Origin of the sequence: Streptomyces thermocarboxydovorans, from assembly GCF_039524635.1 — a bacterium.
GTDB classification, from domain to species: domain Bacteria; phylum Actinomycetota; class Actinomycetes; order Streptomycetales; family Streptomycetaceae; genus Streptomyces; species Streptomyces thermocarboxydovorans.
Genome location: NZ_BAAAGU010000031.1, coordinates 19729 through 40971 on the forward strand (window position 1 = coordinate 19729; position 21243 = coordinate 40971).

Here is a 21243-nt window from a genome sequence, read left to right on the forward strand (position 1 = left end):
TACGGGACCGAGGCGGCAGGTCTACGGACCGGGCCGCCGGTGGCCGGCTCGGGCTCAGGCCTGCGGCGGAAGCGCGGCGATCAGCGGGTGGTCCCGCTCGATCAGACCCAGCTTGCTGGCGCCGCCCGGCGAGCCGAGCTCGTCGAAGAACTCGACGTTCGCCTTGTAGTAGTCCTTCCACTCCTCCGGAGTGTCGTCCTCGTAGAAGATCGCCTCGACCGGGCAGACCGGCTCACAGGCCCCGCAGTCGACGCATTCGTCCGGGTGGATGTACAAGGACCGCTGGCCCTCGTAGATGCAGTCGACCGGGCACTCCTCGATGCACGCCTTGTCCTTGACGTCTACACAAGGCTGCGCGATGACGTAGGTCACGCTGTCGTTCCTCCTCGATAGGGCGCTGGCGGGCCACCTCAAGGCTCCGCCGCCTGGCGCGCGGGAGCGCGGCGTCGTCGATGCCCGCCCCTAGTATCTCCGTTCCTGGGCATGATCCGAACAGGAGGGGTGCACCGACCTGTGGAAATCTCGGCCGGCGGGCGTCTCGAGGTCCGTATCACCGCTGCTGACGTGGGGAAACGGGTCTCCGTACGCAGCTTGATCGAACATGGTCCCTCGGGTGAGAAGTTCACCGACACGGTCGGTGTTCTCACATCATGGGACCACGGTGTGCTGCGTATCACACGAAAGAACGGAGAGAGCGTCCACATCGCGGAGACCGCGCTGGTCGCGGGCAAGGTGGTGCCGTCCGCACCGGCGCGTCGCAGAGGGCCCGCGGCGTCCTACGAGGAGCTGGCGCGGGTCGCGGGGCGGGCCTGGCGGCCGGTGGAGAGCGAGCGGCTCGGCGAGTGGGAGCTGCGCGCCGCCGCGGGCTTCACCCGCCGGGCGAACTCGGTGCTGCCGCTCGGCGACCCCGGCATGCCGCTGGACGCGGCGCTGGAGGCGGTACGGCGCTGGTACGCCGAGCGCGGGCTGCCCGCGTACGTGCAGACCGCGACCGGCGCCGAGGGCACCCAGGAGCTGCTGTGCGCGGAGCTTGAGCGGCGGGGCTGGGTGCGGGAGGTGACCGCCGAGGTGTGGGTGGCCGCGCTGGCGCCGGTCGCCGACGCGGTGGCGGAGCCGTCCGGGGTGGTGCTCTCGCGGGATGCGGACGAGGCGTGGCTGGCGCGGTACCGGCGCAAGGGTGTGAGCGAGGTGGCGCTGCGGGTGCTGACGGGAGGGCCGTCGGTGTGGTTCGGGACCGCGCCGGGGGACGCCGGAGCGCCGCCGGCCGCCACCGGACGGTGCGTGGTGGACGGGCGGTGGGCCGGGTTCGCGGCGGTCGAGGTGGACCCGGACCGCAGGCGGCAGGGCCTGGCGACCGCGGTGATGGCCGCGCTGGCCCGGCAGGCGCTGGCGGAGGGCGCGTCGGCGGCGTGGCTGCAGGTCGAGGAGGACAACGAGGCCGCGCGGGCGATGTACGAGCGGATGGGCTTCGCGGCGCATCACGCGTACCACCATTACCGGGAGCCCCGGAATGGCTCGGAATCGTCCTCGGAATCAGCGGCTCCGGCCGGTAGCGGATCATCGTGACCGGGCACCAACGGGGCATGCGGACCCCTCACCCTCCACCGCCCGAGCGCTCCGCCGCACTGCGGCGGCGGTTCGCCGAGGAAGCCCGCTGCGAGCGGCCCGGCCTGTCCACGCTGTGCCTGCTGATCGGGGCGGAGGCGGACGGGAAGCTGGACGAGGCCGGCATGGACGCCGCCGAGATCGAACTGGACGAGCTGGCCGGACAGCTCCCCTACCGGCCGGGCACGCCCCGGGCGTGGGCGGAGGCGCTGCGCGATCTGCTGGGCGAGCGGTACGGCTTCCACGGCACCCCGGGCGACTACCGGCGGCTGGAGTCCTCGCTGCTGCACGAGGTGCTGCTGCGCAGGCGGGGGCTGCCGATCCTGCTGTCGGTGGTGTGGATGGAGGTCGCCCGCCGGGCGGGGGCGCCGGTGTACGGGGTCGCCCTGCCGGGACACTTCGTCGTCGGCTTCGGGGAGGCGGAGCAGCAGGTGCTGGCCGATCCCTTCGACGGGGGCCGGGTGCTGACCGGAGCGGACGCGGAGCTGCTGGTGGTGGGGGCGACGGGGTCGCCGCTGGACCCGTCGATGCTGCGGCCGGCGGACCCGCTGGAGGTCGTGCTGCGGATCCTCAACAACGTGCGGGCGTGGGCCGCGGCGCGCCCGGAGCGGTCGGACGTGGCGCTGTGGGCGGTGGATCTGTCCCTGCTGCTCCCCTCGCATCCGGCGCGACTGCGCTACGAGCGGGCGCAGGTGCTGGTGCGGCGCGGCCAGTTCCTGGAAGGCGCCGACGAGTTGGAGGCGTACGCGGACGTGGTGGCCGCGGTGGACGAGGCGGCCGCCACCCGGATCCAGGCGCAGGCCCAGGCGGCACGGGCCATGCTGAACTGACCACCGGGCGGCGTCGGTCGCAGAGCCTCCCGGTGAGGAGGATCTGCCGCCGGCGCTACAGCCAGCCCTTGTCGCGGGCGATCCGGACGGCCTCCGCGCGGTTTCTCGCGGCCAGCTTCTGGATGGCCGTCGACAGGTAGTTGCGGACCGTGCCCTGGGACAGGTGCAGCGCGGTGGCCAGTTCGGCGTTGGTGGAGCCGTCCTCCGCGGCCCGCAGCACCTCGCGTTCGCGGTCGGTGAGCGGGTTGGCGCCCTCGGCCAGCGCCGCCGCCGCGAGGGCCGGGTCGATCACCCGCTCCCCCGCCAGGACCTTGCGCACCGCCTCGGCGAGCTGGGCGGCCGGGGCGTCCTTGACCAGGAAGGCGTCGGCGCCCGCCTCCATGGCGCGGCGCAGGTAGCCGGGGCGGCCGAAGGTGGTGAGCACGACGAGTTTCACGCCGGGCAGTTCGCGGTGGAGTTCGGCCGCCGCCTCGATGCCGGTGGCGCCGGGCATCTCGATGTCCAGCAGAGCCACGTCCACGGCGTGCTCGCGGGCCGCCGCCAGCACCTCGTCGCCGCGGGCGGCCTGGGCGACGACCTCGATGTCCGGCTCCAGCCCCAGCAGCGCGGCCAGGGCCTCACGGACCATCGACTGGTCCTCCGCGAGCAAAACCTTGATCGTTCGGCTCATGCCCGGGATCCTACGTCCGCCCGCGCGCCCACCGGCACGCGGGCGACCAGCCGGAAGCCGCTGCCGGCGGGGCCCGCCTCCAGGGTGCCGCCGGCCGTGTGCAGGCGTTCGGCGAGCCCGGTCAGGCCGTTGCCGTGGCCCGCGCCGCTGCCGCCCGTGCCGTCGTCCTCGACGGAGAGTTCGAGCACCTGGCCGCCGGGGGTGCGGCGGCGCAGCAGCTCGACCGTGCAGCGGCGGGCGCCGCTGTGGCGCACCACGTTGGTGACCGCCTCGCGCAGCGCCCAGGCCAGGGCGGCCTCGCTGTCCTCGGGGACGCCGGTGAGGTCGGGCTCGCCGGGCAGTTCGGCGGCCACGTCGGCGGCGGCCAGGGCGAGCCTGGCTCCGGCCAGTTCGTCGGCCAGGCGGGGGCGCCGGTAGCCGGTCACGGCCTTGCGTACGTCGACCAGGGCCTGGCGGCTGACCTGCTCGATGTCGGCGACCTGCCGGGCCGCCTGCTCGGGCTGGTCGGGGAGCATCCGCCCGGCCAGCTCGGCTTTGAGAGTGATCAGCGACAGGGAGTGCCCGAGCAGGTCGTGCAGGTCGCGGGCTAGGCGCAGCCGCTCCTCGTTGGCGGCGAGCCGGGCGACGGTGGCCCGGGCCTCGCGCAGCGCGATGGTGGTGCGCACGAGCTCGCGTACGCCGGTCATGGCGAAGCCGCCGAGCAGCGCGGGGATGAGCAGGGCGCCCAGGAACCCGCGCCCGTCCGGCACCGCGAGAGCGAGCGCCGCCATCAGCGCCGAGGCGCCCGGGATCGTCCAGCGGGCCAGCCGCAGGGGCAGCGCGGCCCCGGAGGCGATGGCCACGTACACGAACAGCACCAGCCACTCCCGGCCCAGGGCCAGGACCAGCAGGGCGGACTCGGCGGCGAGGAACGCCAGCGAGCCGAGCGCCAGGGCGTTGCGCTCGCTGCGGCCGGTGTGGAAGACCAGCAGCAGGTACCAGACGACGAACACCGCCAGCCCGAGCCAGCCCAGCGCCTGGGCGAGCACGCCGTGGCCCCCGTCCAGCAGGTCGGTGACGGGGGCGCTCAGATAGACGAGCCAGATCCCGGTCCACAGGATCTTGACGATCCACTGTCTGCGGTTCTCGGGACGTCTGCCCATGGCGGCGCCGCCGAGGCCGCCCGGGCCTGTCGTTGCGGTGGTCATGCAGGACATGGTCACCCGCGCGGGTGCCGGATGGTCAGTGCCGTCGGTCCGCTCCGGCGGATGACGGATGTCATGCCCGGCCGCACGTCATACCCGGCCGGGATTGTCCTGCCCGGCCGGCGGACCTCATGCCGGTCAATTGGGGTCGGTGTCGATGACCGCCACCCGGTTGGTCTTGCTCTTCAGGGCTTCGCGCAGGGCGCCGTAGACGTCCTGGGGCGTGACGGGCGTCTTCTCCCCGTTGGCACGAGTGATCAGCACGCCGTCGAAGGCACCGCCGTACAGCTTCTTCAGGGCGTTGAGGTCCGGCTTCTCGACCAGCTTGCCGTCGACCGCGGTCACCCTGAGGAACTTCCACAGGGACTTCTCCGGGCTCATCGGCACCGAGTGCGCCGGGTCCGTCTGCACGGTGACGTTGGCCGACATGGCCGGCTCGGCGAACTCCTTCATCATCCGGTCGACCTCGGCCTTGGACACCGTGGGCTGCCGGACGGTGGTGGGGACGGCCACCGGGGCGGAGGAGCCGGTCTCCACCTGGGTGCGGAAGGCCTTCTCGACCGCCGCGGTCGACCGGCCGACGTCGATGCCCTGACCGGCCTTGCCGTAGACCGGGATCGCCTTGCCGGAGACGAACTTGATGGTGCCCTCGGTCATCGACCCGGCGCCGCCCGCCGCGTCCTCGAGCGCTGCCTGCAGCTTCTCCTCGTCGACCGGGATGACCGGGTCCACGACCCGCTCGTTGCCGAAGAGGGAGCCGATCACGGAGATGGGGTTGTAGTCGCTGCCCGCGGCGTCCTCGACGGTGGCGTCGGTGTCGAGCTGGAGGCCGGCGTTGTCCGGCTGCAGTTCGACGGTCTTGCCGGCGACCTGCAGCTTGAGCGGCTTGTCGAGCCGTTCGGCGAGGGCGTCGTTGAGCTTCTTGACGGCCTCGTCGCGGGTGCCGCCGCCGATGTCGACGCCGAGGACGGTGGTGCCCTTGGGGACGTCGGAGTGGTTCATCAGCAGGCCGGCGCCGTAGGCGACACCGACGAGCGCGACCACGCCGCCGCCGACCAGGACGAGCTTGTTGCGCCCCTTCTTCTTCGGCGCCTGCGAGGAGTTCGCGGAGGACGGGGAGACCGGCTCGGGCAGCCTGGGCGGCGTGTGCGGGCCGGGGCCACCGGCGGCGCCGCCCGTGCCGGGCGCGCGGCCGAAGTCCGCGTCGGGCGAGATGACCGGGATGCCGCTGGTGACGGTGTGCCCGGAGACGTTGTCGTGCCGGGGGTAGCCGGGGGTGCCCTCCGGGGCGGGGGCCTGCGGGGTGAGGACCGCGGTGTCGTCGCTGAGACCGGCCGCGGAGCCGCCCGGGGCCTCGGAGGCGCCGGAGCGGGGCTCGGAGTGGCCGTCTGCCGGGACGGCCGGGCCCTTGCCGGTGACCGGGCCGGTGGTGGGTCCGGCGGGGCCCTGACCGCTCTGGCCGGGCCGGTCGCCGGCGCCGCCGGGGCGGTCGCCGGTGAAGTACGGCAGGTCGTCGCGCCGGGGCTCGCTGCCGCCGCGCGGGCCTGAGCCGAGCGCCTCGGTGACGTCGAAGGAGCCGGTGCCGCCGCCGTGCCCGGGGGCCACCGGACCACCGGTCGCGCCGGGGAGCCCGGAGCCGGGTGCGGAACCGTTCGTGCCGCCGGAGCGGGTGGCGCCGGGCACGCTCATCGCGCCGACGACCCCACCGGGACGTCCGCCGCCGGGCGCACCCGCGGGCTTGGCACCGGAGGAACCGGCAGAAGGCGCACCGGAACCGGTCGAACCACCCGGACCACCCGAGCCGCCCGGACCGGTCGAACCGGGCGAACCGCCCGGTGTGCTCGTGCCGTTGGCGGGAGTGGCGCCCGAACCGCCCTTGGACTGCGGCGGCTTGCGGGGCGCGAACCAGTCGCTGGTCGTCTTCCCCTCGGCGGGCTGCTGCGCGGGGGCGGAGGAGGCACCGGCGGACGGTTCCCTGGAGCGCGCGGCCTGCCCCGCGGGCCGGCCGGACGCACCGGGCCCACCGGGCTGCGCCGGCCGGTCGCCGCCGGCGGCCTTCTGGCCGCTGCCGCTGGAGGTGCCGGTGCCCGGCGCGGAGCTCTGGGCGGCGCCGGCCTTGCCCTTGACGTCCGAGACGGGCTTGCGCACGACGACGGGCGGGATGGGCCGCGATCCGGGGATGTTGATGCGGACCCGCGTCGTCAGTGTGGTCTCGGTCTTGCGGTCCTCCGAGCGCGCGGCCGCGTCGCCGCCCGCACCCGTGCCCGCCTCCGGAACCGTCGGCGTCCCGTAGGGCGGGGTGCCCGACGGGTATGCGGCTCCGCCGCGCCCGCTGGGCCCGGAGGACGGAGTGTCAGTTTCACGACTCAAGGCAGGTTCTCCCGGTTGGCTCCGCCGCCCGTCACGACCTCACGGTGGGGGGTCCCCCCGGCTCGGGCGAAGCCGAGGGCTTGGGGGAGGCTCGGCGGCGCGCACCACCATACTGTCCGCGTCCCGCGCGTATCCCAGGACCGCTGGGGAAACCCACACCGGACCCGCACCCCCGTCACCCGGCGAATCAGTACGTCACTTGCCAAGTCGGGCAGAACCGCCACCGGGTTGCCCGCCCGGTGAAAGGGTGGCGCAGATCACAGCGAGTGCGATGCCGCCGAGCAGGAAGAGATACGAGCCGCCGCTCGCGGCGAACAGGAAGTCGCCCTCCGGGCGGCTGGTGGTGAGCAGGATGACGGCGAGCGTCCAGCCGCCGCCCGCGGCAGCGGCGGCGGCGCGGCTGCGCAGGGCGCGGGCCGCCCCCAGGCACAGGCCGGCCTCGGCGGCGAGGGCGAGCAGCAGGCCGCCCGGGAACCAGGCCGGCTGCACCAGCGCCCCGGCCGCCCCGACGACGGCGCCGAGGACGAACAGCCCCAGATACGCGGCGATCCGCCCGGCGGACGGCGGGCGCAGCGGCTGGGCGAGCAGGGGTCCGTTGCCGCCGCTCATGACGTCCCTCCGATCCCGGCGAACAGGTCGCTCTCCCTGATTCCGGACGGACGCCCCCGTACCAACTCGTAGTACTCGGTGGTGAACAGGGGCTGGGCGAGTCCGTTGGAGAGGACGAAGTACGGCTCGTGCACGGTGATCTGGGTGGCGTGGGCGCGCATCGCGGCGGCCTTGGCCGCGGCGGCGGGCCCGGTGCCCTCGACGGCGGCGGTGATGCGCTCGTCGTCCACGACGCCGGGCACGTCGTCGACGGTGGCCGCCTTCTCGAAGGGCAGGCGGGGCAGGTCCTCGCGGAGGCGCTCGAAGGCCTGCTCGGCGACGGAGCGGGGGACCCGGTTCCAGTAGACCTTGGAGACGGGGCAGCCGGCCTCCTCGGCCAGCTCGACGGCCCGCATGGCGACGCGGTTGGTCTGGATGTGGTCGGGATGCCCGTATCCGCCGTTGTCGTCGTAGGTGATCAGCACCTGGGGCCGCACCTCGCGGATCACGTCGAGGAGCAGCCCGGCCGCCTGGTCCACGTCGGCCTGCCAGAAGCAGCCGGGGTCGTCGTTGTCGGGCAGCCCCATCATCCCGGAGTCGCTGTACCGGCCGGCGCCGCCGAGCAGCCGGAAGTCGCGCACGCCGAGCGCGCGCATGGCCTCGCTCAGCTCCCGGTGGCGGTGCTGCCCGAGGGCGGCACCGCTGAGGTGGGCCAGCTCGGGCGGGATGACCTCGCCCCGCTCGCCGAGCGTGCAGGTGACCAGCGTCACGTGCACGCCCTCGGCGGCATACCGGGCCATGGTCACGCCGTTGTTGATCGACTCGTCGTCCGGGTGCGCGTGCACCAGCAGCAGACGATGAGCGGGCAGTTCCGTCATGGCCCCAGCCTACGAGGCGACGGCGGCACGCCGGTCGTCCCCGGCCCGTCATGCCTCGTCATCGAGTACATGCGCGACGGCGAGCGCGATGCGCTCGATCCAGTCGATGGCGTCCGTCACCTCGGCCTCGTCGATCGGACGCCGCTGTTTGAGATCCCCGTCGATCAGGTCGGCGTCGTGTGCGATCTCGTTGCGGCGCTGGGTGATCTCCAGAAAGCGGCTGCGCAGCGTCTTCTCGTTGAATGTCGTGCGCCCCTGGAAGAACTCCCAAGCATCGTCACGTTCACGCTAGGCGGCCTCCTGGAGATCGGTTCGGCAGTCGCGGCAGCGTGCGCCGGGGTGGGGTGAACGGAAGCCGCGATCGCAGCCGTCGCAGTTCCGCATCGGGTACCGGGTGGGTGCCGGCGGGGCGGTGGCTGGTGCTCGGTACGGGGCGGGGGGCGGGAGCTGAGCGGCCAGGCGGTGAGCCAGGAGGGCGGCGGGCCGCCGTAGCCCCTCGGGCGGCAGGTCGGCGGTCAGGGCCCTGCGTACGGCGGCGGGAGTGACATCCCGTTCCAGCCAGGCGGCGACACCGGGCGCCAGATGGGCCGTGTCGTCGGCCGAGAGGAGCAGTCGTGAGTCATGGCGGCGGAGGTCCGCCAGGAGGTCGGTGGCGGCCTGGAACAGCGCGGGGACATTGCACTCGGGGCGGGGCACTGCGGGGAGCAGCCTGCCCCGGGGTTCTCGCGACGCACGGCTCCCACTGCTCCCACTCGGGGTGTGCTCCGCCCGGAGCTCCCGGGGCTCCCGGGGTGCCCGTGCCGCCTGGGAGGCGCCCTCGGTGGGGCGGCGGGCCGCCGTCGGCTGGTTGCAGGAGATCGTGCGGGTGACGATCCGGCCGGAGGGGGTGCGGACGCGTTCGCGTCGCAGATAGCCGTGGGCCTCCAGCTCGCGCAGGGCGGCGGCGATCCGGGTGGCTCCCTCGGGGAACCGGGCGGCGAGGGTCTTGATGTCGGCCGGCGCGCCTTTCGGCAGCGACTGGAGGTGCGTACCGAGCCCGATCGCGAGGAGCGAGAGCTCCGGGTGCTGGGCCAGGTGGTTGCCGATCACCGTGAAGCGGGTGGTGTGGCGGGTGTTGTCGTGCTGGAGCCCGCCGGTGCGGTGGGCCGCGCCGGGCCGCCGGTTCGGGTGCTTGTCGCCCGCAACACGGGCCTGCGCGCGCGGGGGCACGCTAGGGTTCTGGGTACCCATCGGGAAGGCCTCTTCTTCCTCGGTGGTCAGGCCCTCGCACTGGGATTGCCGTCCCGGCGGGGGCCGTCTCATGTCTGCGGTTGTGGTGGTGCGTTGCGCCGAGCGTCGGGCCTTGAGGGCTGGTAAATCCAGCGGGTTCGGGGATGTTCACCCGCCCGAGTGAGCGCGGCCATGGGCGGGAGGGGTGGGGCTTGGAAAGGTTCTCTCCCCCAAGTTCTTTGTCTTTCAGTCGCCGACGGCACCGGAACGCGGGGAGCCGGGTTCCGGTGACTTAAGATCCATCTCCGCCCAGACGGTCTGCGCGGGAAGCGTCCGTCGCTGACCCCCCAGCGGTCGGCGAGCGCGTCCACGAGGAGCAGCCCACGCCCCGACTCGGCTCCGCCGCCGGGCTCCCGCAGCACGGGCAGCCGGTCACCGCGCGTGTCGCTGACCTCGATGCGGAGCACGGCACCGGCCACGTAGAGCGTCAGGCGGAAGCTGCGGCCCGGGACGCGGCCGTGCGTGGCCGCGTTCGCCGCCAGCTCGGCGATTTCCTGATTCACGTCACTCAGCGTGGCCGACCGGACGTACCGTGTGAGGTGATTGCTCCGCTACGTAGAGCTACCGTCCAGGACTTGTCCAGCGCTGTCCGGACTGTCGGTACGGCTCCTGCGGGCGGGGAGCAAACAGCACGGCACAGCACTACGGAGGGGCGCGCATGTCGGTGAACGGCGAGGCGGTGCGGGTCAGGACCGAGACGGATCAGACGGACGAGCCGGGCTGGGAGGTGGACCCGGACGACGACTGGGCGCTCGCCGTAGTGGCCACCGTGGGACGGCAGTTGAGGCTCCGCCGGGAGGCCGCGGGGATGCGGGTCGGCGAGTTCGCGGCGGCGGTCGGGTACGGGGAGGACCTCGTCTACAAGATCGAGACCGGCAAGCGGATCCCCCGCCCCGAGTATCTGGACACGGCGGACGAGGTGCTGGGCGCCGGGGGACTCGTCGGGGCGATGAAGGAGGACGTGAAGAAGGTCCGGTATCCGAAGAAGGTGCGGGATCTGGCGCAGATGGAGGCGCGGGCGGTGGAGCTTCAGCTCTATGACCCGCTGCACATTCACGGGCTGTTGCAGACCCCGGAATACTCGCGCGCTCTCCTGTCGATGCGACGCCCCGCCTACTCAACGGAGGAGGTGGAGCGGTTCATCGCAGCACGCGTAGCTCGCAAGGCGATCTTCGAGCGAGACCCGGCACCCGACCTCAGCTTCGTCCTGGAGGAGTGGACGCTTCGGCGACCACTCGGTGGAAGGGAAATCCTGCGCAAGCAGCTTGAACACCTGCTTGCGGCAGGGCAGTTGCGCAACGTCGAGCTCCAAGTGATGCCGATGGAACGCTATGAGCATGCCGGGGTGGACGGTGGCATTGAGGTGCTCAAGTTTGAGGACGGTTCAGCGGTCGGCCGTTCACCAGCAGTGGCCAACGGGCGACCGGTTTCTGACCTGCGCCAGCTCCGTATCCTGGAACTACGGTATGGCATCATCCGGGCGCAGGCCCTCACGCCACGTGAGTCCGCCTCGTTCATCGAGCAACTGCTGGGGGAGACATGAGCCGCAAGACCTCGTCCGGGGGCACCTGCGACCTGGCGTGGTTCAAGAGCAGTTACAGCAGCGGCAGTGAGGGCGACTCCTGCGTCGAAGTCGCCACCGAGCCCAGCACCGTCCACGTCCGTGACTCGAAGCACCTCGAAGGCCCCCAGCTGGCCTTCACCCCCACCGCGTGGGCCGACTTCGTGCCGTACGCGGTCGGGGGCTGAGCCGGCGACTCCTACTCGACCTCGGCCTCCGGTACGTCCACGGTGGTGTCGAAGAGGTGGTTGTGCGCGGCGTCGTTGCGGCCCCGGCGCAGTGTGTCGAAGGCAGCACGGCTCCAGCCGACCAGGACCCCGGCACGGGTGAGCGCGTTGAGACGGTCGATCTGGCGGGTCCCTCGACGCGTGTCCGGACTCACGAAGCCCGGACCGCGGCGCGGGCCAAGCACGCCTTGGGGCAGGCACCAGCCGAGTGTCGCTCAGAACTTGATGCTGCCGATCATGCCCGCGATGTTCGTCGTCAGGTCGTTGATCGTCGGAGCGATGGTGGAGGACGCGAGGTAGAAGCCGAGGAGCATGCACACGATCGCGTGGCCGGCCTTCAGGCCCGACTTCTTGATCAGCAGGAAGACGATGATCGCCAGCAGCACCACCGCCGAAATCGAGAGTGCCACGGCGGCTCACCTCCAAGGGTCCAAGACATGGGGGCAGACAAGTCGACACGGCCATCCAGTTGTTGATGCAGTTGTCGACACAGATAAATCCACTTGGGTGCCAAGCAGGTTCATACCCACTCTGCGCCAGCGATCATAACTATTCGTACCTGCGCATCGATCGGCGCACGGCCGCACAAGGGGGCGCATGGCCAATATGGTCAGGGCATGACGACCGAGACCAACTCCTTCCCCCGACGGCACGCCCGCACCCAGCGCTTCACGCTCGGCGCGCCGCGTTCGTTCACCGTGGCGCCCGACGGCTCCCGTGTCGTGTTCCTGCGCTCGGGTTCCGGCACGGACCGGGCGAACTCGCTGTGGGTGCTCGACACGGAGGAGGGCACGGAGCGCGTGGCGGCCGACCCGCGCGCCCTCCTCGGCGGCACCGAGGAGCACCTCTCCCCGGAGGAGCGGGCCCGGCGCGAGCGCAGCCGCGAGGGCGGGGCCGGCATCGTCTCCTACGCCACCGACGCCGCCGTGGAGCTGGCGTCTTTTGCCTTGTCAGGGCGGCTTTTCACGGCCGAGCTGCGGGCCGGGACGGCACGCGAGCTGCCCGCCGCCGGCCCGGTGATCGACCCCCGCCCCTCCCCCGACGGCCGCCATGTCGCCTACGTCGCCGGCGGCGCCCTGCGGGTCGTGGGCGCGGAGGGAGCGGACGACCGCGCACTCGCCGCCCCCGACGGCGACCACGTGTCCTACGGAATGGCCGAGTTCATCGCCGCCGAGGAGATGGGGCGCTCGCGGGGCTTCTGGTGGTCACCGGAGTCGGACCGGTTGCTCGTGGCGCGCGTGGACGACACGCCGGTGCGGCGGTGGTGGATCTCCGATCCGGCGCATCCGGAGCGGGAGCCGAGCCGGGTGGCGTACCCCGCGGCGGGCACCGCCAACGCCGACGTACGGCTGTTCGTGATCGGGCTCGACGGCGTGCGCACGGAGGTGTCCTGGGACCGGGCCCGCTACCCGTATCTCGCGCGAGTGCACTGGTCAGGGGCGGGTGCGCCGCTGTTGCTGGTGCAGGCGCGCGATCAGCGCAGCCAGCTGTTCCTGGCGCTGGACCCCGACACCGGGGCGACCCGGATGGTGCACGCCGACGAAGATCCGAATTGGCTTGAACTTTTCCCCGGGGTTCCGTGCTGGAGCCCCTCCGGGCGGCTGGTGCGGATCACCGACGAGGGGGGTGCACGGCGCCTGGTGGTGGGCGAACGGCCGCTCACCGGGGCGCAGTTGCACCTGCGGGCGGTGCTCGACGTCTCCGACGACGACGTGCTGGTCGCGGCCTCGGCGGGCGAGGAGGCGGCCGAGCCGGAGATCGGCGAGGTGCATGTGTACCGGGTGAACGAGCTGGGTGTGGAGCGGCTCTCGCAGGAGCCCGGGGTGCACACGGCGGTGCGGGTCGGGGACGTCACCGTGCTGGTGTCGGCGACCCTGGACCGGCCAGGTTCGCGGGTGCGGATCCTGCGTGACGGGAAACCGACGGCGGCTGTCCCGTCATATGCCGACGATCCCGGTATGTCGCCCCGGGTGACCTTGACCTATGGGGGCGCACGCCGCATCCCGTGCGCCGTGCTTATGCCCCGGGACTACTCCGGGAACGCCCCGCTCCCCGTCCTCATGGACCCCTACGGCGGACCCCACGGCGCCCGGGTGCTGGCCGCGCACAACCCGCACCTCACCTCGCAGTGGTTCGCCGACCAGGGCTTCGCGGTGGTCGTCGCCGACGGCCGGGGCACCCCGGGCCGCTCCCCCGCCTGGGAGAAGGCCGTCCACCACGACTTCACCCTCTGTCTGGACGACCAGATCGAGGCCCTGCAGGACCTGGCGGCGTCCCACCCGCTGGACCTGTCGCGGGTCGCCATCCGCGGATGGTCCTACGGCGGCTACCTCGCCGCGCTGGCCGTGCTGCGCCGGCCCGACGTCTTCCACGCCGGGATCGCCGGCGCCCCGGTGACGGACTGGCGGCTGTACGACACCCACTACACCGAGCGGTACCTGGGCGACCCGGCCGCGCAGCCGGAGTCGTACGCGAGGAGCTCCCTCGTCACCGACGACGGGCTGTCCGGCGCCGCCGGGCCGCACCGCCCGCTGATGATCGTGCACGGGCTCGCCGACGACAATGTGGTCGTCGCCCACGCCCTGCGGCTGTCCTCCGCGCTGCTGGCCGCGGGCCGGCCGCACGAGGTGCTGCCGCTGTCGGGGGTGACCCACATGACCCCGCAGGAGCAGGTCGCGGAGAACCTGCTGCTGCTCCAGGTGGACTTCCTCAAGCGGTCGCTGGGGCTGCGCCCGCACTGAGCGCGGCCCCGCCGCTCAGAGCAGGCTTCTGATCTCCTGCGGCAGCTCGGGGGAGTCGGCGGTGAGGACGTCGCCGGGAATGGCGCCCTCCACCTCGGCGATCTTGTCCTGCATCAGGCGCATCTGAGCGTCGTTCAGGCTGCCGACCGGGGTGCTCGTCGGCACCCCGGCGGCTTCCGCCACGGCCTGGGCGTACTTCACCGGGTTGTTGCCGTCCGACGCGGGCGCGTAGCACTCGAAGGCGTCGAGGATGCTCAGGTCCCGGTACGGGCCGCGCTGGGGGCAGTTCGCCGTGCGCAGGAACGTGGCGATCGCCCGGAACCCGGCCTCCCGGGTCGGGAAGATCAGGAAGTTGTGCCAGTTGAACTTGCCCGGGTACTGCCCGTAGTCCGGTCCGCCGGGGCGGCCGGTGATGTTGCCGGGATTGTTGTTCAGCCAGGCGTAGGTGCCGGGGAAGCCGCGCATGTGCGGCTGGCCCCGGAAGATGGTGCCGTCGGCGTGCACCACGAACTGGAAGATCTCCTTGCCGTGCCCCTGGTAGTCGGCCGGGCCCGTGGATCCCGGGAACCAGGTGGTGCGCGGGATGTCCTGTGACATCGAGATCCGCCCGTCGAAGTACCAGACGTGGTCGCCCGGGGTCAGCCGTCCGCCGACGGGTGTGATGGGAGTGGCGGCACCGGCCGGCGTCCAGACCGCGTCCACCGAGTCCGCGAACCCGGCCTCGGCCGAGCCGGGCCAGTTGCCGCTCACGGGCAGGGGGTAGCCGTCGTCGACCCGGTCACCGGCGATGTCGTAACGGACGTATTGGCCCCGGCGGAAGAAGTACGCCTTGCCGCTGCCCGTGACGAAGCCTCCCTCGATCCCGTCCGTGAATCCCGCCTCGGCGAAGCCGGGCCAGTTGCCGCTCACGGGCAGGGGGTAGCCGTCGTCGACCCGGTCGCCGGCGATGTCGTAACGGAGGTAGGAGTCCCCGCGGAAGAAGTACACCTTCCCGTTGCCCCAGTTCACCGCCGAGTCCAGCGAGTCGCCGAATCCGGCCGCCGGGAATCCTCCCCACCCGCCGTCGATGCCGGCCGGCTCGCCGTCGACGGCGAGCCGCTGTTCGTCGATGCGCAGATAGGAACTGCCTCTGAAGAAGTAGAGCTTTCCGTTGCCGAGCGAGACGGCCGCGTCGATGCCCGGCTCGAAGCCGGTTCCGTCGATCCCCGACCAGCCCGCCGTGGCGGGTTTTGGATATCCGTCGTCCACGCGATCGTGCTCCAGGTCGTACCTGGCATACATCGCACCGCGCAGGAAGAAGGCCTTGGTCATCACTGCTCGCCCTCTCGCGCGCTGGGCCCGGCGAGCGGGCTCGGAGCACGCGGTTCACTTGCTGCGGGATGCCCGGGCCCTGCCGCGTTCGCCACCGCCCCACCGGCTGCCCGGGACGTGCTGGGCGCCCACTTCAAACATACGGCGGTCCCGGGCAGACCGCCTGTTCAGCGGGCGTGCGCACGGCCACGGGCCGGGATCCCCACAGGGTCCCGGCCCGCTTACGGCACCCGCACGGCCGTACGCTGTCCAGCGTCGCCCGTCCGTATATCGGAACCGAGTCCGCCAAGTTGCGTGCGTGTTAACACAGTTGGCGGACATATGTACGGATGTGGGAGGTGGCCGGGGAGCTCCTAGGCGAGCCGCTCCTCCGGCGGCACCACCAGCTTCTCCTCCGCGAAGTGGCAGGCCGACGCATGGGCCGCCGGGCCGCCCAGGGCGCGGTACTCGGCGGGCACCGCCAGCGCCGGGACCTCCACCGCGCACCGCTCCCGCGCCTTGAAGCACCGGGTGCGGAAGCGGCAGCCGGAGGGGATGTTCGTCGGGGACGGCACGTCACCGGTGAGGATGATCCGCTCCCGGCGCTCCCGGGCCTCCGGGTCGGGGACCGGGACGGCGGAGAGCAGGGCCTGGGTGTAGGGGTGGGTCGGATGCTCGTAGATCTCGGTTTCGGTGCCCGTCTCGACGATGCGGCCGAGGTACATCACCCCGACGCGGTCGGAGATGTGACGGACGATCGACAGGTCGTGCGCGATGAAGATGCAGGAGAGGTTGAACTCGTCCTGCAGACGCTCCATCAGGTTGATGACCTGCGCCTGGACGGAGACGTCCAGGGCGGAGACCGGCTCGTCGCAGATGATGATCTCCGGGTTGAGCGCCAGGCCGCGGGCGATGCCGATGCGCTGGCGCTGACCGCCGGAGAACTGGTGCGGATAGCGGTTGATGTACTCCGGGTTGAGACCCACCACGTCCAGCAGCTCCTGGACACGCTTGCGGCGGTCGCCCTTCGGAGCCACCTCGGGGTGGATGTCGAACGGCTCCCCGATGATGTCGCCCACCGTCATCCGCGGGTTCAGCGAGGTGTACGGGTCCTGGAACACCATCTGGATGTTCCGGCGCACCGCCTTCAGGGCCCGGCCCGAGAGCCGGGTGATGTCCTCGCCCCGGTAGCGGATGGAGCCGGCCGTCGGCCGCTCCAGGTTCACCAGCATCTTCGCGACCGTCGACTTGCCGCAGCCGGACTCGCCGACGATGCCCAGGGTCTCGCCGCGGGCCAGCGTGAAGTCCACTCCGTCGACGGCCCGCACCTCGCCGACGCGCTTCTTGAAGACGACGCCCCGGGTCAGCGGGTAGTGCTTGACCAGGCCGCTGACCTCCAGGATCGGCTCAGCCATCCAGGCACTCCCTCCAGAAGTGGCAGGCGCTGCCGCGGGTGGCGGACACCTCGAGCAGCGGGGGCTCGTCGACCCGGCACAGGCCGCGGGCCAGCGGGCAGCGGGGGTGGAAGGCGCAGCCGGGCGGGATGCGCGTGAGGTTCGGCGGCAGGCCCCTGATGGCGTAGAGCTCCTGGCCCTTCTGGTCCAGACGCGGGATGGAGTCCAGCAGGCCCCGGGTATAGGGGTGGGCCGGCGCCTTGTAGATGTCGTACACGGGGGCGGACTCGACGATGCGGCCCGCGTACATGACCGCGATGCGGTCGGCGACGTCGGCGACCACACCGAGGTCGTGGGTGATCAGGACGAGGCCCATGCGGTACTCGCGCTGCAGCTCCGCCAGCAGGTCCATCACCTGGGCCTGGACGGTGACGTCCAGGGCGGTGGTCGGTTCGTCGGCGATGATCAGGGCGGGTTCGAGGGCGATCGCCATCGCGATCATGATGCGCTGGCGCATGCCGCCGGAGAACTGGTGCGGGTACTGCCTGACCCGCTCCCGGGCGGCGGGGATGCGGACCCGGTCCATCAGCTCGATCGCCTTGGCCCGCGCGTCCTTCCAGGACGTGCCCCGGTGGACCACGAACATCTCGCCGAGCTGGTCGCCCACGGGGATCACCGGGTTCAGGGAGGACAGCGCGTCCTGGAAGATCATCGCCATCCCGGCGCCCCGGACCCTGCGGCGCTCCTCCTCCTTCAGCTTCAGCAGGTCCCGGCCCTGGAAGAGCACCTCGCCGCCGGTGATCCGGCCGGGCGGCATGTCGAGGATGCCCATGACGGCCTGCGCGGTGACGGACTTGCCGGAGCCGGACTCGCCGAGGATCGCGAGGGTCTCCCCGGCGTCCACCTGGTAGCTGACGCCGTTGACGGCCTTGGCGACGCCGTCCCGGGTGTGGAACTCCACGTGCAGGTCGCGCACTTCGAGCAGCACGTCGGCTCACCTCAGCCTCGGGTCGAGGGCGTCGCGCACCGCGTCGCCGAGCATGATGAAGGCCAGCACCGTGACCGCGAGGGCGCCGGAGGGCCACAGGAGCGCGTGCGGGGCGTTGCGGACGTAGGGCGAGGCGGCGGAGATGTCGATGCCCCAGGAGACGCTGGGCGGCTTCAGCCCGACGCCGAGGTAGGACAGCGTGGCCTCGAGCGCGATGTAGGTGCCGAGCGCGATGGTGGCGACCACGATGACCGGGGCGATCGCGTTGGGCGCGATGTGCCGCAGCAGCAGCCGGGTGCTGGAGGCGCCGAGGGCGCGGGCGGCCTGGACGTAGTCGTTCTGCTTGGCGGTGATGACGGCGCCGCGGGCGATGCGGGAGATCTGCGGCCAGCCGAGCAGCACGATGAAGCCGATGACGGGCCAGACGGTGTTGCTGGTGATGACGGACAGCAGCACCAGGCCGCCGAGGACGACGGGGATGGCGAAGAAGACGTCGGTGACGCGGGAGAGGAAGGAGTCCCAGACGCCGCCGAAGAAGCCGGCCAGAGCCCCGAGGACGCTGCCGAGCACGGCGACGCCGAGCGTGGCGAGGACGCCCACGGCGACGGAGGTGCGGGCGCCGTAGACGGTGCGGGTGTAGACGTCGCAGCCCTGCCCGTTGAAGCCGAACGGGTGGCCGGGCTGGGAGCCCTCCTGGGCCTGGGACAGGTCGCACTTGAGCGGGCTGCCGGAGGTGATCAGCGAGGGCCACAGGGAGATGACGATCAGGAAGCAGATGACCAGGGCGGAGACGATGAAGACGGGGTTGCGGCGCAGGTCGCGCCAGGCGTCGGACCACAGGGAGCGGGGCCTGCCCTGCGGGCCGGTGCCGTCGGGCCCTGCGGGCGGCTCCTGAAGGACCTCGGCCTCGTCCACGCCCAGGTCCATGGTGCCGCCCGTCCCGGTGCCCGCGAGGGCGCGTTCGGGCTCGTAGTGCTGGTCAGGCATAGCGGATCCTCGGGTCGAGTACGGCGTACAGCAGGTCGACGACGAGATTGCAGAGCAGGAAGACCAGGACGAGGACGGTGACGAAGCCGACCACGGTCTGCGTGTTCTGCCGCAGGATGCCTTGGTAGAGCTGGTAGCCGACGCCGTGGATGTTGAAGATCCGCTCGGTGACGATGGCCCCGCCCATGAGGAAGCCGATGTCGGCACCGATGAAGGTGACCACGGGGATGAGGGAGTTGCGCAGCAGGTGCCGGACGACGACCCGCCGGCGGGGCAGACCCTTGGCGACGGCGGTGCGTACGTAGTCGGAGCGCCGGTTCTCGGCGATGGAGGTGCGGGTCAGCCGGGTGACGTAGGCGAGGGAGACCGACGCCAGCACCAGGCCGGGCACGATCAGCTCGTCGAAGGGGGCGGCGGAGGAGACGGAGGGGCGGATCCAGCCCCATTTCACGCCGAGCAGCAGCTGCAGCAGCAGGCCGGTGACGAAGGTGGGCACCGAGATGACGACGAGGGTCACCAGAAGCACCGAGGTGTCGACCGGGCGGCCGCGGCGCAGCCCGGTGAGCACACCGAGGGTGATGCCGATGACGATCTCGAAGCAGATGGCGACCAGGGTGAGCCGGATGGTGACGGGGAACGCCGTCGACATCAGCTCGGTGACCTCCTGGCCGTTGAACGCCGTGCCGAAGTCGCCGGTGAAGATGTTCCCCATGTAGGTCAGGTACTGCTGCCAGCCCGGCTGGTCGAGGCCGAACTCGTGGCGGAGCCGGGCGGCGGTCGCCGGGTCGCAGCGGCGCTCGCCGCACAGCCCGGCGACGGGGTCGCCCATCACATGGACCATGAGGAAGATCAGCAGCGTGGCCCCGATGAACACCGGGATCATCTGGAGCAGACGCCGGACGACGTAACGCCCCATGACGGCTCAGCTGACCTTGATCTCGTCGTAGACGGGGACGCTGAAGGGGTTGAGCTTGACGCCGGAGAGCCGCTCGGACCAGCCGGCGCTGCCGTTCTGGTACCACAGCGGGATGGCCGCCATGTTGTCGCGGACGACCTCCTCGGCCTGCTGGAACAGCTCGACTGCCTTGGCGGGGTCGGACTCCCCGTTGGCGCGGTCGACCAGGTCGTCGAACTTCTCGTTGGACCACTTGCCGTCGTTGGAGGAGGCGTCGGTGTAGTAGAGCGGCTGCAGGAAGTTCTGGATGAGCGGGTAGTCCATCTGCCAGCCGGCGCGGAACGGGCCGCCCATCTTGCGCTGGGTGATCCGGCTGCGGAAGTCGGCGAAGGTGCCGATCGGGCTGGCGGTGCAGGCGCGGTCGTTGTCGAGGGCGTTGTTGATGGAGTTGCAGACGGCCTCGACCCAGTCCTTGTGGGAGCCGGTGTCCGCGTTGAAGGTGATGGTGACCCGGCCGCCGGGCAGGCCGCCGCCCTCCTTGACGAGCTTCTTGGCCTCCTCGGGATCGTACGTGCAGGCGTCGCCGCACAGCCCGTCCTGGAAGCCGCCGTCCTTGCCGAGGACCGGGGAGGTCCAGTCGGTGGCGGGGGTGCGGGTCTTGTGGAAGATCGTCTCGGTGATCTGCTTGCGGTTGATCGCCCGCGACAGCCCGGTGCGGACCTTCTCCATGCCGGGCTTGTCCCAGGCCTTGTCGTAGTAGGGGAAGGCGAGGGTCTGGAGGATGCCGGCGGGGGTGTTGAGGTAGCGGTCGCCGAGGTCGTTCTTGACGTTCTTCAGCTGAGAGGCGGGGACGTCGTCGACGAGGTCGAGGTTGCCGGCCAGCAGGTCGGTGTAGGCGGTGTTGTTGTCGGTGTAGACCTTGAGGTCGACTCCGCCGTTCCGGGCCTTGTCGTCGCCGGGGTACTCCTCCCACCGGCGCAGGGAGATCTGGGAGCCCTTGGTGTAGGAGTCGACCAGGTAGGGGCCGTTGCCGATGGGCTTGGCGATCCAGGCGTCGTGGTCCTCGAAGAAGGCCCGGGGCAGGGGGGCGTAGGCGTTGTAGCCGAGGGTGTCGGGGAAGGTCGAGAACTTCTGGGTGAGCTTGACGGTGAAGGTCAGGTCGTCGACGACCTTCAGCCCGGACAGCTTGCCGGCGGTCTGCTCGCCGTTCTCCGGGTGGACCTTGTCGTATCCCTCGATGTAGCCGAAGAAGTAGGCGTTGCGCTGGTTGTTCTTCAGGCCGGCGCCGTAGTTCCAGGCGTCCACGAAGGAGCGGGCGGTGACCTTCTCGCCGTTGCTGAAGGTCCAGCCGTCCTTGATCTTGATGGTGAAGTTCTGCGAGTCCGAGGTCTCGATGCTCTCCGCGAGCATGTCCTCGGCGGCCCCGGTCTCCGGGTCGTAGCGCTTGAGACCCCGGAAGATCATGTCGAGGACCTTGCCGCCCTGCACCTCGTTGGTGTTGGCCGGCTCCAGCGGGTTCTGCGGGTCGCCCCAGGAGGCACTGAGCACCGCACCCGCGTCCGCACTCCCGCCGCCGCTGCTCTCGCTTCCGCAGGCGGTCGCCGCGAGAGCCACGGCGACCGCACCGACGACCCACCTGGCGTGCGTGCCTCCACGCATGGAGTGCCTCCTCGTCCGTGCACCTGTCGATCCCTGAAGGCCCAATATCTGATAAATGGCGCACATCGCCTAAGTGCGACGCCTGTCCGGGGCGAAATCGGGGGCGG

21 protein-coding genes and 1 pseudogene are annotated in these 21243 nt (G+C 71.7%); 6 read left to right on the forward strand and 16 right to left on the reverse strand.

Annotated elements, in window-relative coordinates; all coding sequences use genetic code 11:
- Positions 1–54 precede the first annotated feature (54 nt).
- Positions 55–372, reverse strand: a complete 318-nt coding sequence (gene fdxA, locus ABD198_RS16015) for a ferredoxin (RefSeq protein WP_167994178.1) — start codon at positions 370–372, stop codon at positions 55–57.
- A 141-nt stretch (positions 373–513) separates the two neighbouring features.
- Here fdxA and ABD198_RS16020 point away from each other — a divergent pair, with 141 nt between their 5' ends.
- A complete protein-coding gene (locus tag ABD198_RS16020) occupies positions 514–1566 on the forward strand; it encodes a GNAT family N-acetyltransferase (RefSeq protein ID WP_344001664.1) in 1053 nt (350 codons plus the stop codon).
- 17 nt (positions 1567–1583) lie between these two features.
- On the forward strand, positions 1584–2435 hold the full coding sequence (locus ABD198_RS16025; RefSeq protein ID WP_344001666.1) for a transglutaminase family protein: 852 nt from the start codon (positions 1584–1586) through the stop codon (positions 2433–2435).
- A gap of 55 nt (positions 2436–2490) precedes the next feature.
- Here ABD198_RS16025 and ABD198_RS16030 read toward each other — a convergent pair whose 3' ends face one another.
- The 5 genes from ABD198_RS16030 to mshB all read right to left on the reverse strand — a co-directional run bounded on the left by ABD198_RS16030 (position 2491) and on the right by mshB (position 8125).
- Positions 2491–3105 (reverse strand): response regulator transcription factor, encoded by a 615-nt coding sequence (locus tag ABD198_RS16030; RefSeq protein ID WP_344001668.1) that lies wholly within the window; start codon positions 3103–3105, stop codon positions 2491–2493.
- Entirely contained in the window at positions 3102–4292 is a 1191-nt protein-coding gene (locus ABD198_RS16035; RefSeq protein ID WP_344001670.1) for a sensor histidine kinase, read from the reverse strand. Before ABD198_RS16035 ends, ABD198_RS16030 begins: the two co-directional genes overlap by 4 nt.
- A 135-nt stretch (positions 4293–4427) precedes the next feature.
- Positions 4428–6659 (reverse strand): hypothetical protein, encoded by a 2232-nt coding sequence (locus ABD198_RS16040; RefSeq protein WP_344001672.1) that lies wholly within the window; start codon positions 6657–6659, stop codon positions 4428–4430.
- 195 nt (positions 6660–6854) lie between these two features.
- The gene (locus tag ABD198_RS16045) at positions 6855–7268 is read right to left on the reverse strand and encodes a DUF6113 family protein (protein WP_344001674.1); all 414 of its coding nucleotides are present in this window, start codon (positions 7266–7268) and stop codon (positions 6855–6857) included.
- Positions 7265–8125, reverse strand: a complete 861-nt coding sequence (gene mshB / locus ABD198_RS16050) for an N-acetyl-1-D-myo-inositol-2-amino-2-deoxy-alpha-D-glucopyranoside deacetylase (protein WP_344001676.1) — start codon at positions 8123–8125, stop codon at positions 7265–7267. Before mshB ends, ABD198_RS16045 begins: the two co-directional genes overlap by 4 nt.
- Here mshB and ABD198_RS16055 point away from each other — a divergent pair.
- The gene (locus ABD198_RS16055) at positions 8105–8473 is read left to right on the forward strand and encodes a hypothetical protein (protein WP_344001678.1); all 369 of its coding nucleotides are present in this window, start codon (positions 8105–8107) and stop codon (positions 8471–8473) included. The two genes, mshB and ABD198_RS16055, sit on opposite strands and share 21 nt — an antisense overlap.
- On the opposite strand, the gene ABD198_RS16060 is transcribed toward ABD198_RS16055, so the two are convergent.
- The gene (locus ABD198_RS16060) at positions 8414–9355 is read right to left on the reverse strand and encodes a helix-turn-helix domain-containing protein (protein WP_344001680.1); all 942 of its coding nucleotides are present in this window, start codon (positions 9353–9355) and stop codon (positions 8414–8416) included. The two genes, ABD198_RS16055 and ABD198_RS16060, sit on opposite strands and share 60 nt — an antisense overlap.
- Before the next feature lie 225 nt (positions 9356–9580).
- Positions 9581–9885, reverse strand: a pseudogene (locus ABD198_RS16065) (ATP-binding protein); the annotation flags it as partial.
- Between the two features lie 167 nt (positions 9886–10052).
- Here ABD198_RS16065 and ABD198_RS16070 point away from each other — a divergent pair.
- Positions 10053–10937 carry a helix-turn-helix domain-containing protein gene (locus ABD198_RS16070; protein ID WP_344001682.1) on the forward strand — a complete coding sequence of 295 codons (885 nt, stop codon included), beginning with the start codon at positions 10053–10055 and terminating at the stop codon, positions 10935–10937.
- Positions 10934–11143 carry a DUF397 domain-containing protein gene (locus tag ABD198_RS16075; protein WP_344001684.1) on the forward strand — a complete coding sequence of 70 codons (210 nt, stop codon included), beginning with the start codon at positions 10934–10936 and terminating at the stop codon, positions 11141–11143. The genes ABD198_RS16070 and ABD198_RS16075 overlap by 4 nt, the downstream gene beginning before the upstream one ends.
- 11 nt (positions 11144–11154) lie before the next feature.
- Here ABD198_RS16075 and ABD198_RS16080 read toward each other — a convergent pair whose 3' ends face one another.
- Both ABD198_RS16080 and ABD198_RS16085 read right to left on the reverse strand, forming a co-directional pair.
- Positions 11155–11337, reverse strand: coding sequence for a hypothetical protein (locus ABD198_RS16080; RefSeq protein ID WP_344001686.1), 183 nt, complete (start codon positions 11335–11337; stop codon positions 11155–11157).
- Positions 11338–11397: 60 nt separating this feature from the next.
- Entirely contained in the window at positions 11398–11592 is a 195-nt protein-coding gene (locus ABD198_RS16085) for a hypothetical protein (RefSeq protein ID WP_344001688.1), read from the reverse strand.
- Positions 11593–11799: 207 nt separating this feature from the next.
- Here ABD198_RS16085 and ABD198_RS16090 point away from each other — a divergent pair, with 207 nt between their 5' ends.
- A complete protein-coding gene (locus ABD198_RS16090; protein WP_344001690.1) occupies positions 11800–13923 on the forward strand; it encodes a S9 family peptidase in 2124 nt (707 codons plus the stop codon).
- 15 nt (positions 13924–13938) lie between these two features.
- Here the strand turns inward: ABD198_RS16090 and ABD198_RS16095 are convergent, their stop codons facing one another.
- The 6 genes from ABD198_RS16095 to ABD198_RS16120 all read right to left on the reverse strand — a co-directional run bounded on the left by ABD198_RS16095 (position 13939) and on the right by ABD198_RS16120 (position 21136).
- Entirely contained in the window at positions 13939–15234 is a 1296-nt protein-coding gene (locus ABD198_RS16095) for a hemopexin repeat-containing protein (RefSeq protein WP_344001692.1), read from the reverse strand.
- A gap of 353 nt (positions 15235–15587) precedes the next feature.
- Positions 15588–16628 (reverse strand): ABC transporter ATP-binding protein, encoded by a 1041-nt coding sequence (locus ABD198_RS16100; protein WP_344001694.1) that lies wholly within the window; start codon positions 16626–16628, stop codon positions 15588–15590.
- A complete protein-coding gene (locus ABD198_RS16105) occupies positions 16621–17595 on the reverse strand; it encodes an ABC transporter ATP-binding protein (RefSeq protein WP_344001696.1) in 975 nt (324 codons plus the stop codon). The genes ABD198_RS16100 and ABD198_RS16105 overlap by 8 nt, the downstream gene beginning before the upstream one ends.
- Positions 17596–17601: 6 nt before the next feature.
- Positions 17602–18582 (reverse strand): ABC transporter permease, encoded by a 981-nt coding sequence (locus tag ABD198_RS16110; RefSeq protein WP_344001698.1) that lies wholly within the window; start codon positions 18580–18582, stop codon positions 17602–17604.
- Positions 18575–19498, reverse strand: a complete 924-nt coding sequence (locus ABD198_RS16115; protein WP_344001701.1) for an ABC transporter permease — start codon at positions 19496–19498, stop codon at positions 18575–18577. Before ABD198_RS16115 ends, ABD198_RS16110 begins: the two co-directional genes overlap by 8 nt.
- Before the next feature lie 6 nt (positions 19499–19504).
- Positions 19505–21136: a peptide ABC transporter substrate-binding protein gene (locus ABD198_RS16120; protein ID WP_344001702.1), complete on the reverse strand. Its 1632-nt coding sequence runs from the start codon at positions 21134–21136 to the stop codon at positions 19505–19507.
- Positions 21137–21243: the final 107 nt, after the last annotated feature.

Bases quoted from the DNA above. Each gene is read 5' to 3' on its own strand.
- ABD198_RS16025 (WP_344001666.1), top strand. From the start codon at position 1,584: ATGCGGACCCCTCACCCTCCACCGCCCGAGCGCTCCGCCGCACTGCGG.
- ABD198_RS16030 (WP_344001668.1), bottom strand. From the start codon at position 3,105: ATGAGCCGAACGATCAAGGTTTTGCTCGCGGAGGACCAGTCGATGGTC.
- ABD198_RS16035 (WP_344001670.1), bottom strand. From the start codon at position 4,292: ATGACCACCGCAACGACAGGCCCGGGCGGCCTCGGCGGCGCCGCCATG.
- ABD198_RS16045 (WP_344001674.1), bottom strand. From the start codon at position 7,268: ATGAGCGGCGGCAACGGACCCCTGCTCGCCCAGCCGCTGCGCCCGCCG.
- ABD198_RS16055 (WP_344001678.1), top strand. From the start codon at position 8,105: ATGAGCGGGCAGTTCCGTCATGGCCCCAGCCTACGAGGCGACGGCGGC.
- mshB (WP_344001676.1), bottom strand. From the start codon at position 8,125: ATGACGGAACTGCCCGCTCATCGTCTGCTGCTGGTGCACGCGCACCCG.
- ABD198_RS16060 (WP_344001680.1), bottom strand. From the start codon at position 9,355: ATGGGTACCCAGAACCCTAGCGTGCCCCCGCGCGCGCAGGCCCGTGTT.
- ABD198_RS16070 (WP_344001682.1), top strand. From the start codon at position 10,053: ATGTCGGTGAACGGCGAGGCGGTGCGGGTCAGGACCGAGACGGATCAG.
- ABD198_RS16075 (WP_344001684.1), top strand. From the start codon at position 10,934: ATGAGCCGCAAGACCTCGTCCGGGGGCACCTGCGACCTGGCGTGGTTC.
- ABD198_RS16090 (WP_344001690.1), top strand. From the start codon at position 11,800: ATGACGACCGAGACCAACTCCTTCCCCCGACGGCACGCCCGCACCCAG.
- ABD198_RS16095 (WP_344001692.1), bottom strand. From the start codon at position 15,234: ATGACCAAGGCCTTCTTCCTGCGCGGTGCGATGTATGCCAGGTACGAC.
- ABD198_RS16100 (WP_344001694.1), bottom strand. From the start codon at position 16,628: ATGGCTGAGCCGATCCTGGAGGTCAGCGGCCTGGTCAAGCACTACCCG.
- ABD198_RS16110 (WP_344001698.1), bottom strand. From the start codon at position 18,582: ATGCCTGACCAGCACTACGAGCCCGAACGCGCCCTCGCGGGCACCGGG.
- ABD198_RS16115 (WP_344001701.1), bottom strand. From the start codon at position 19,498: ATGGGGCGTTACGTCGTCCGGCGTCTGCTCCAGATGATCCCGGTGTTC.
- ABD198_RS16120 (WP_344001702.1), bottom strand. From the start codon at position 21,136: ATGCGTGGAGGCACGCACGCCAGGTGGGTCGTCGGTGCGGTCGCCGTG.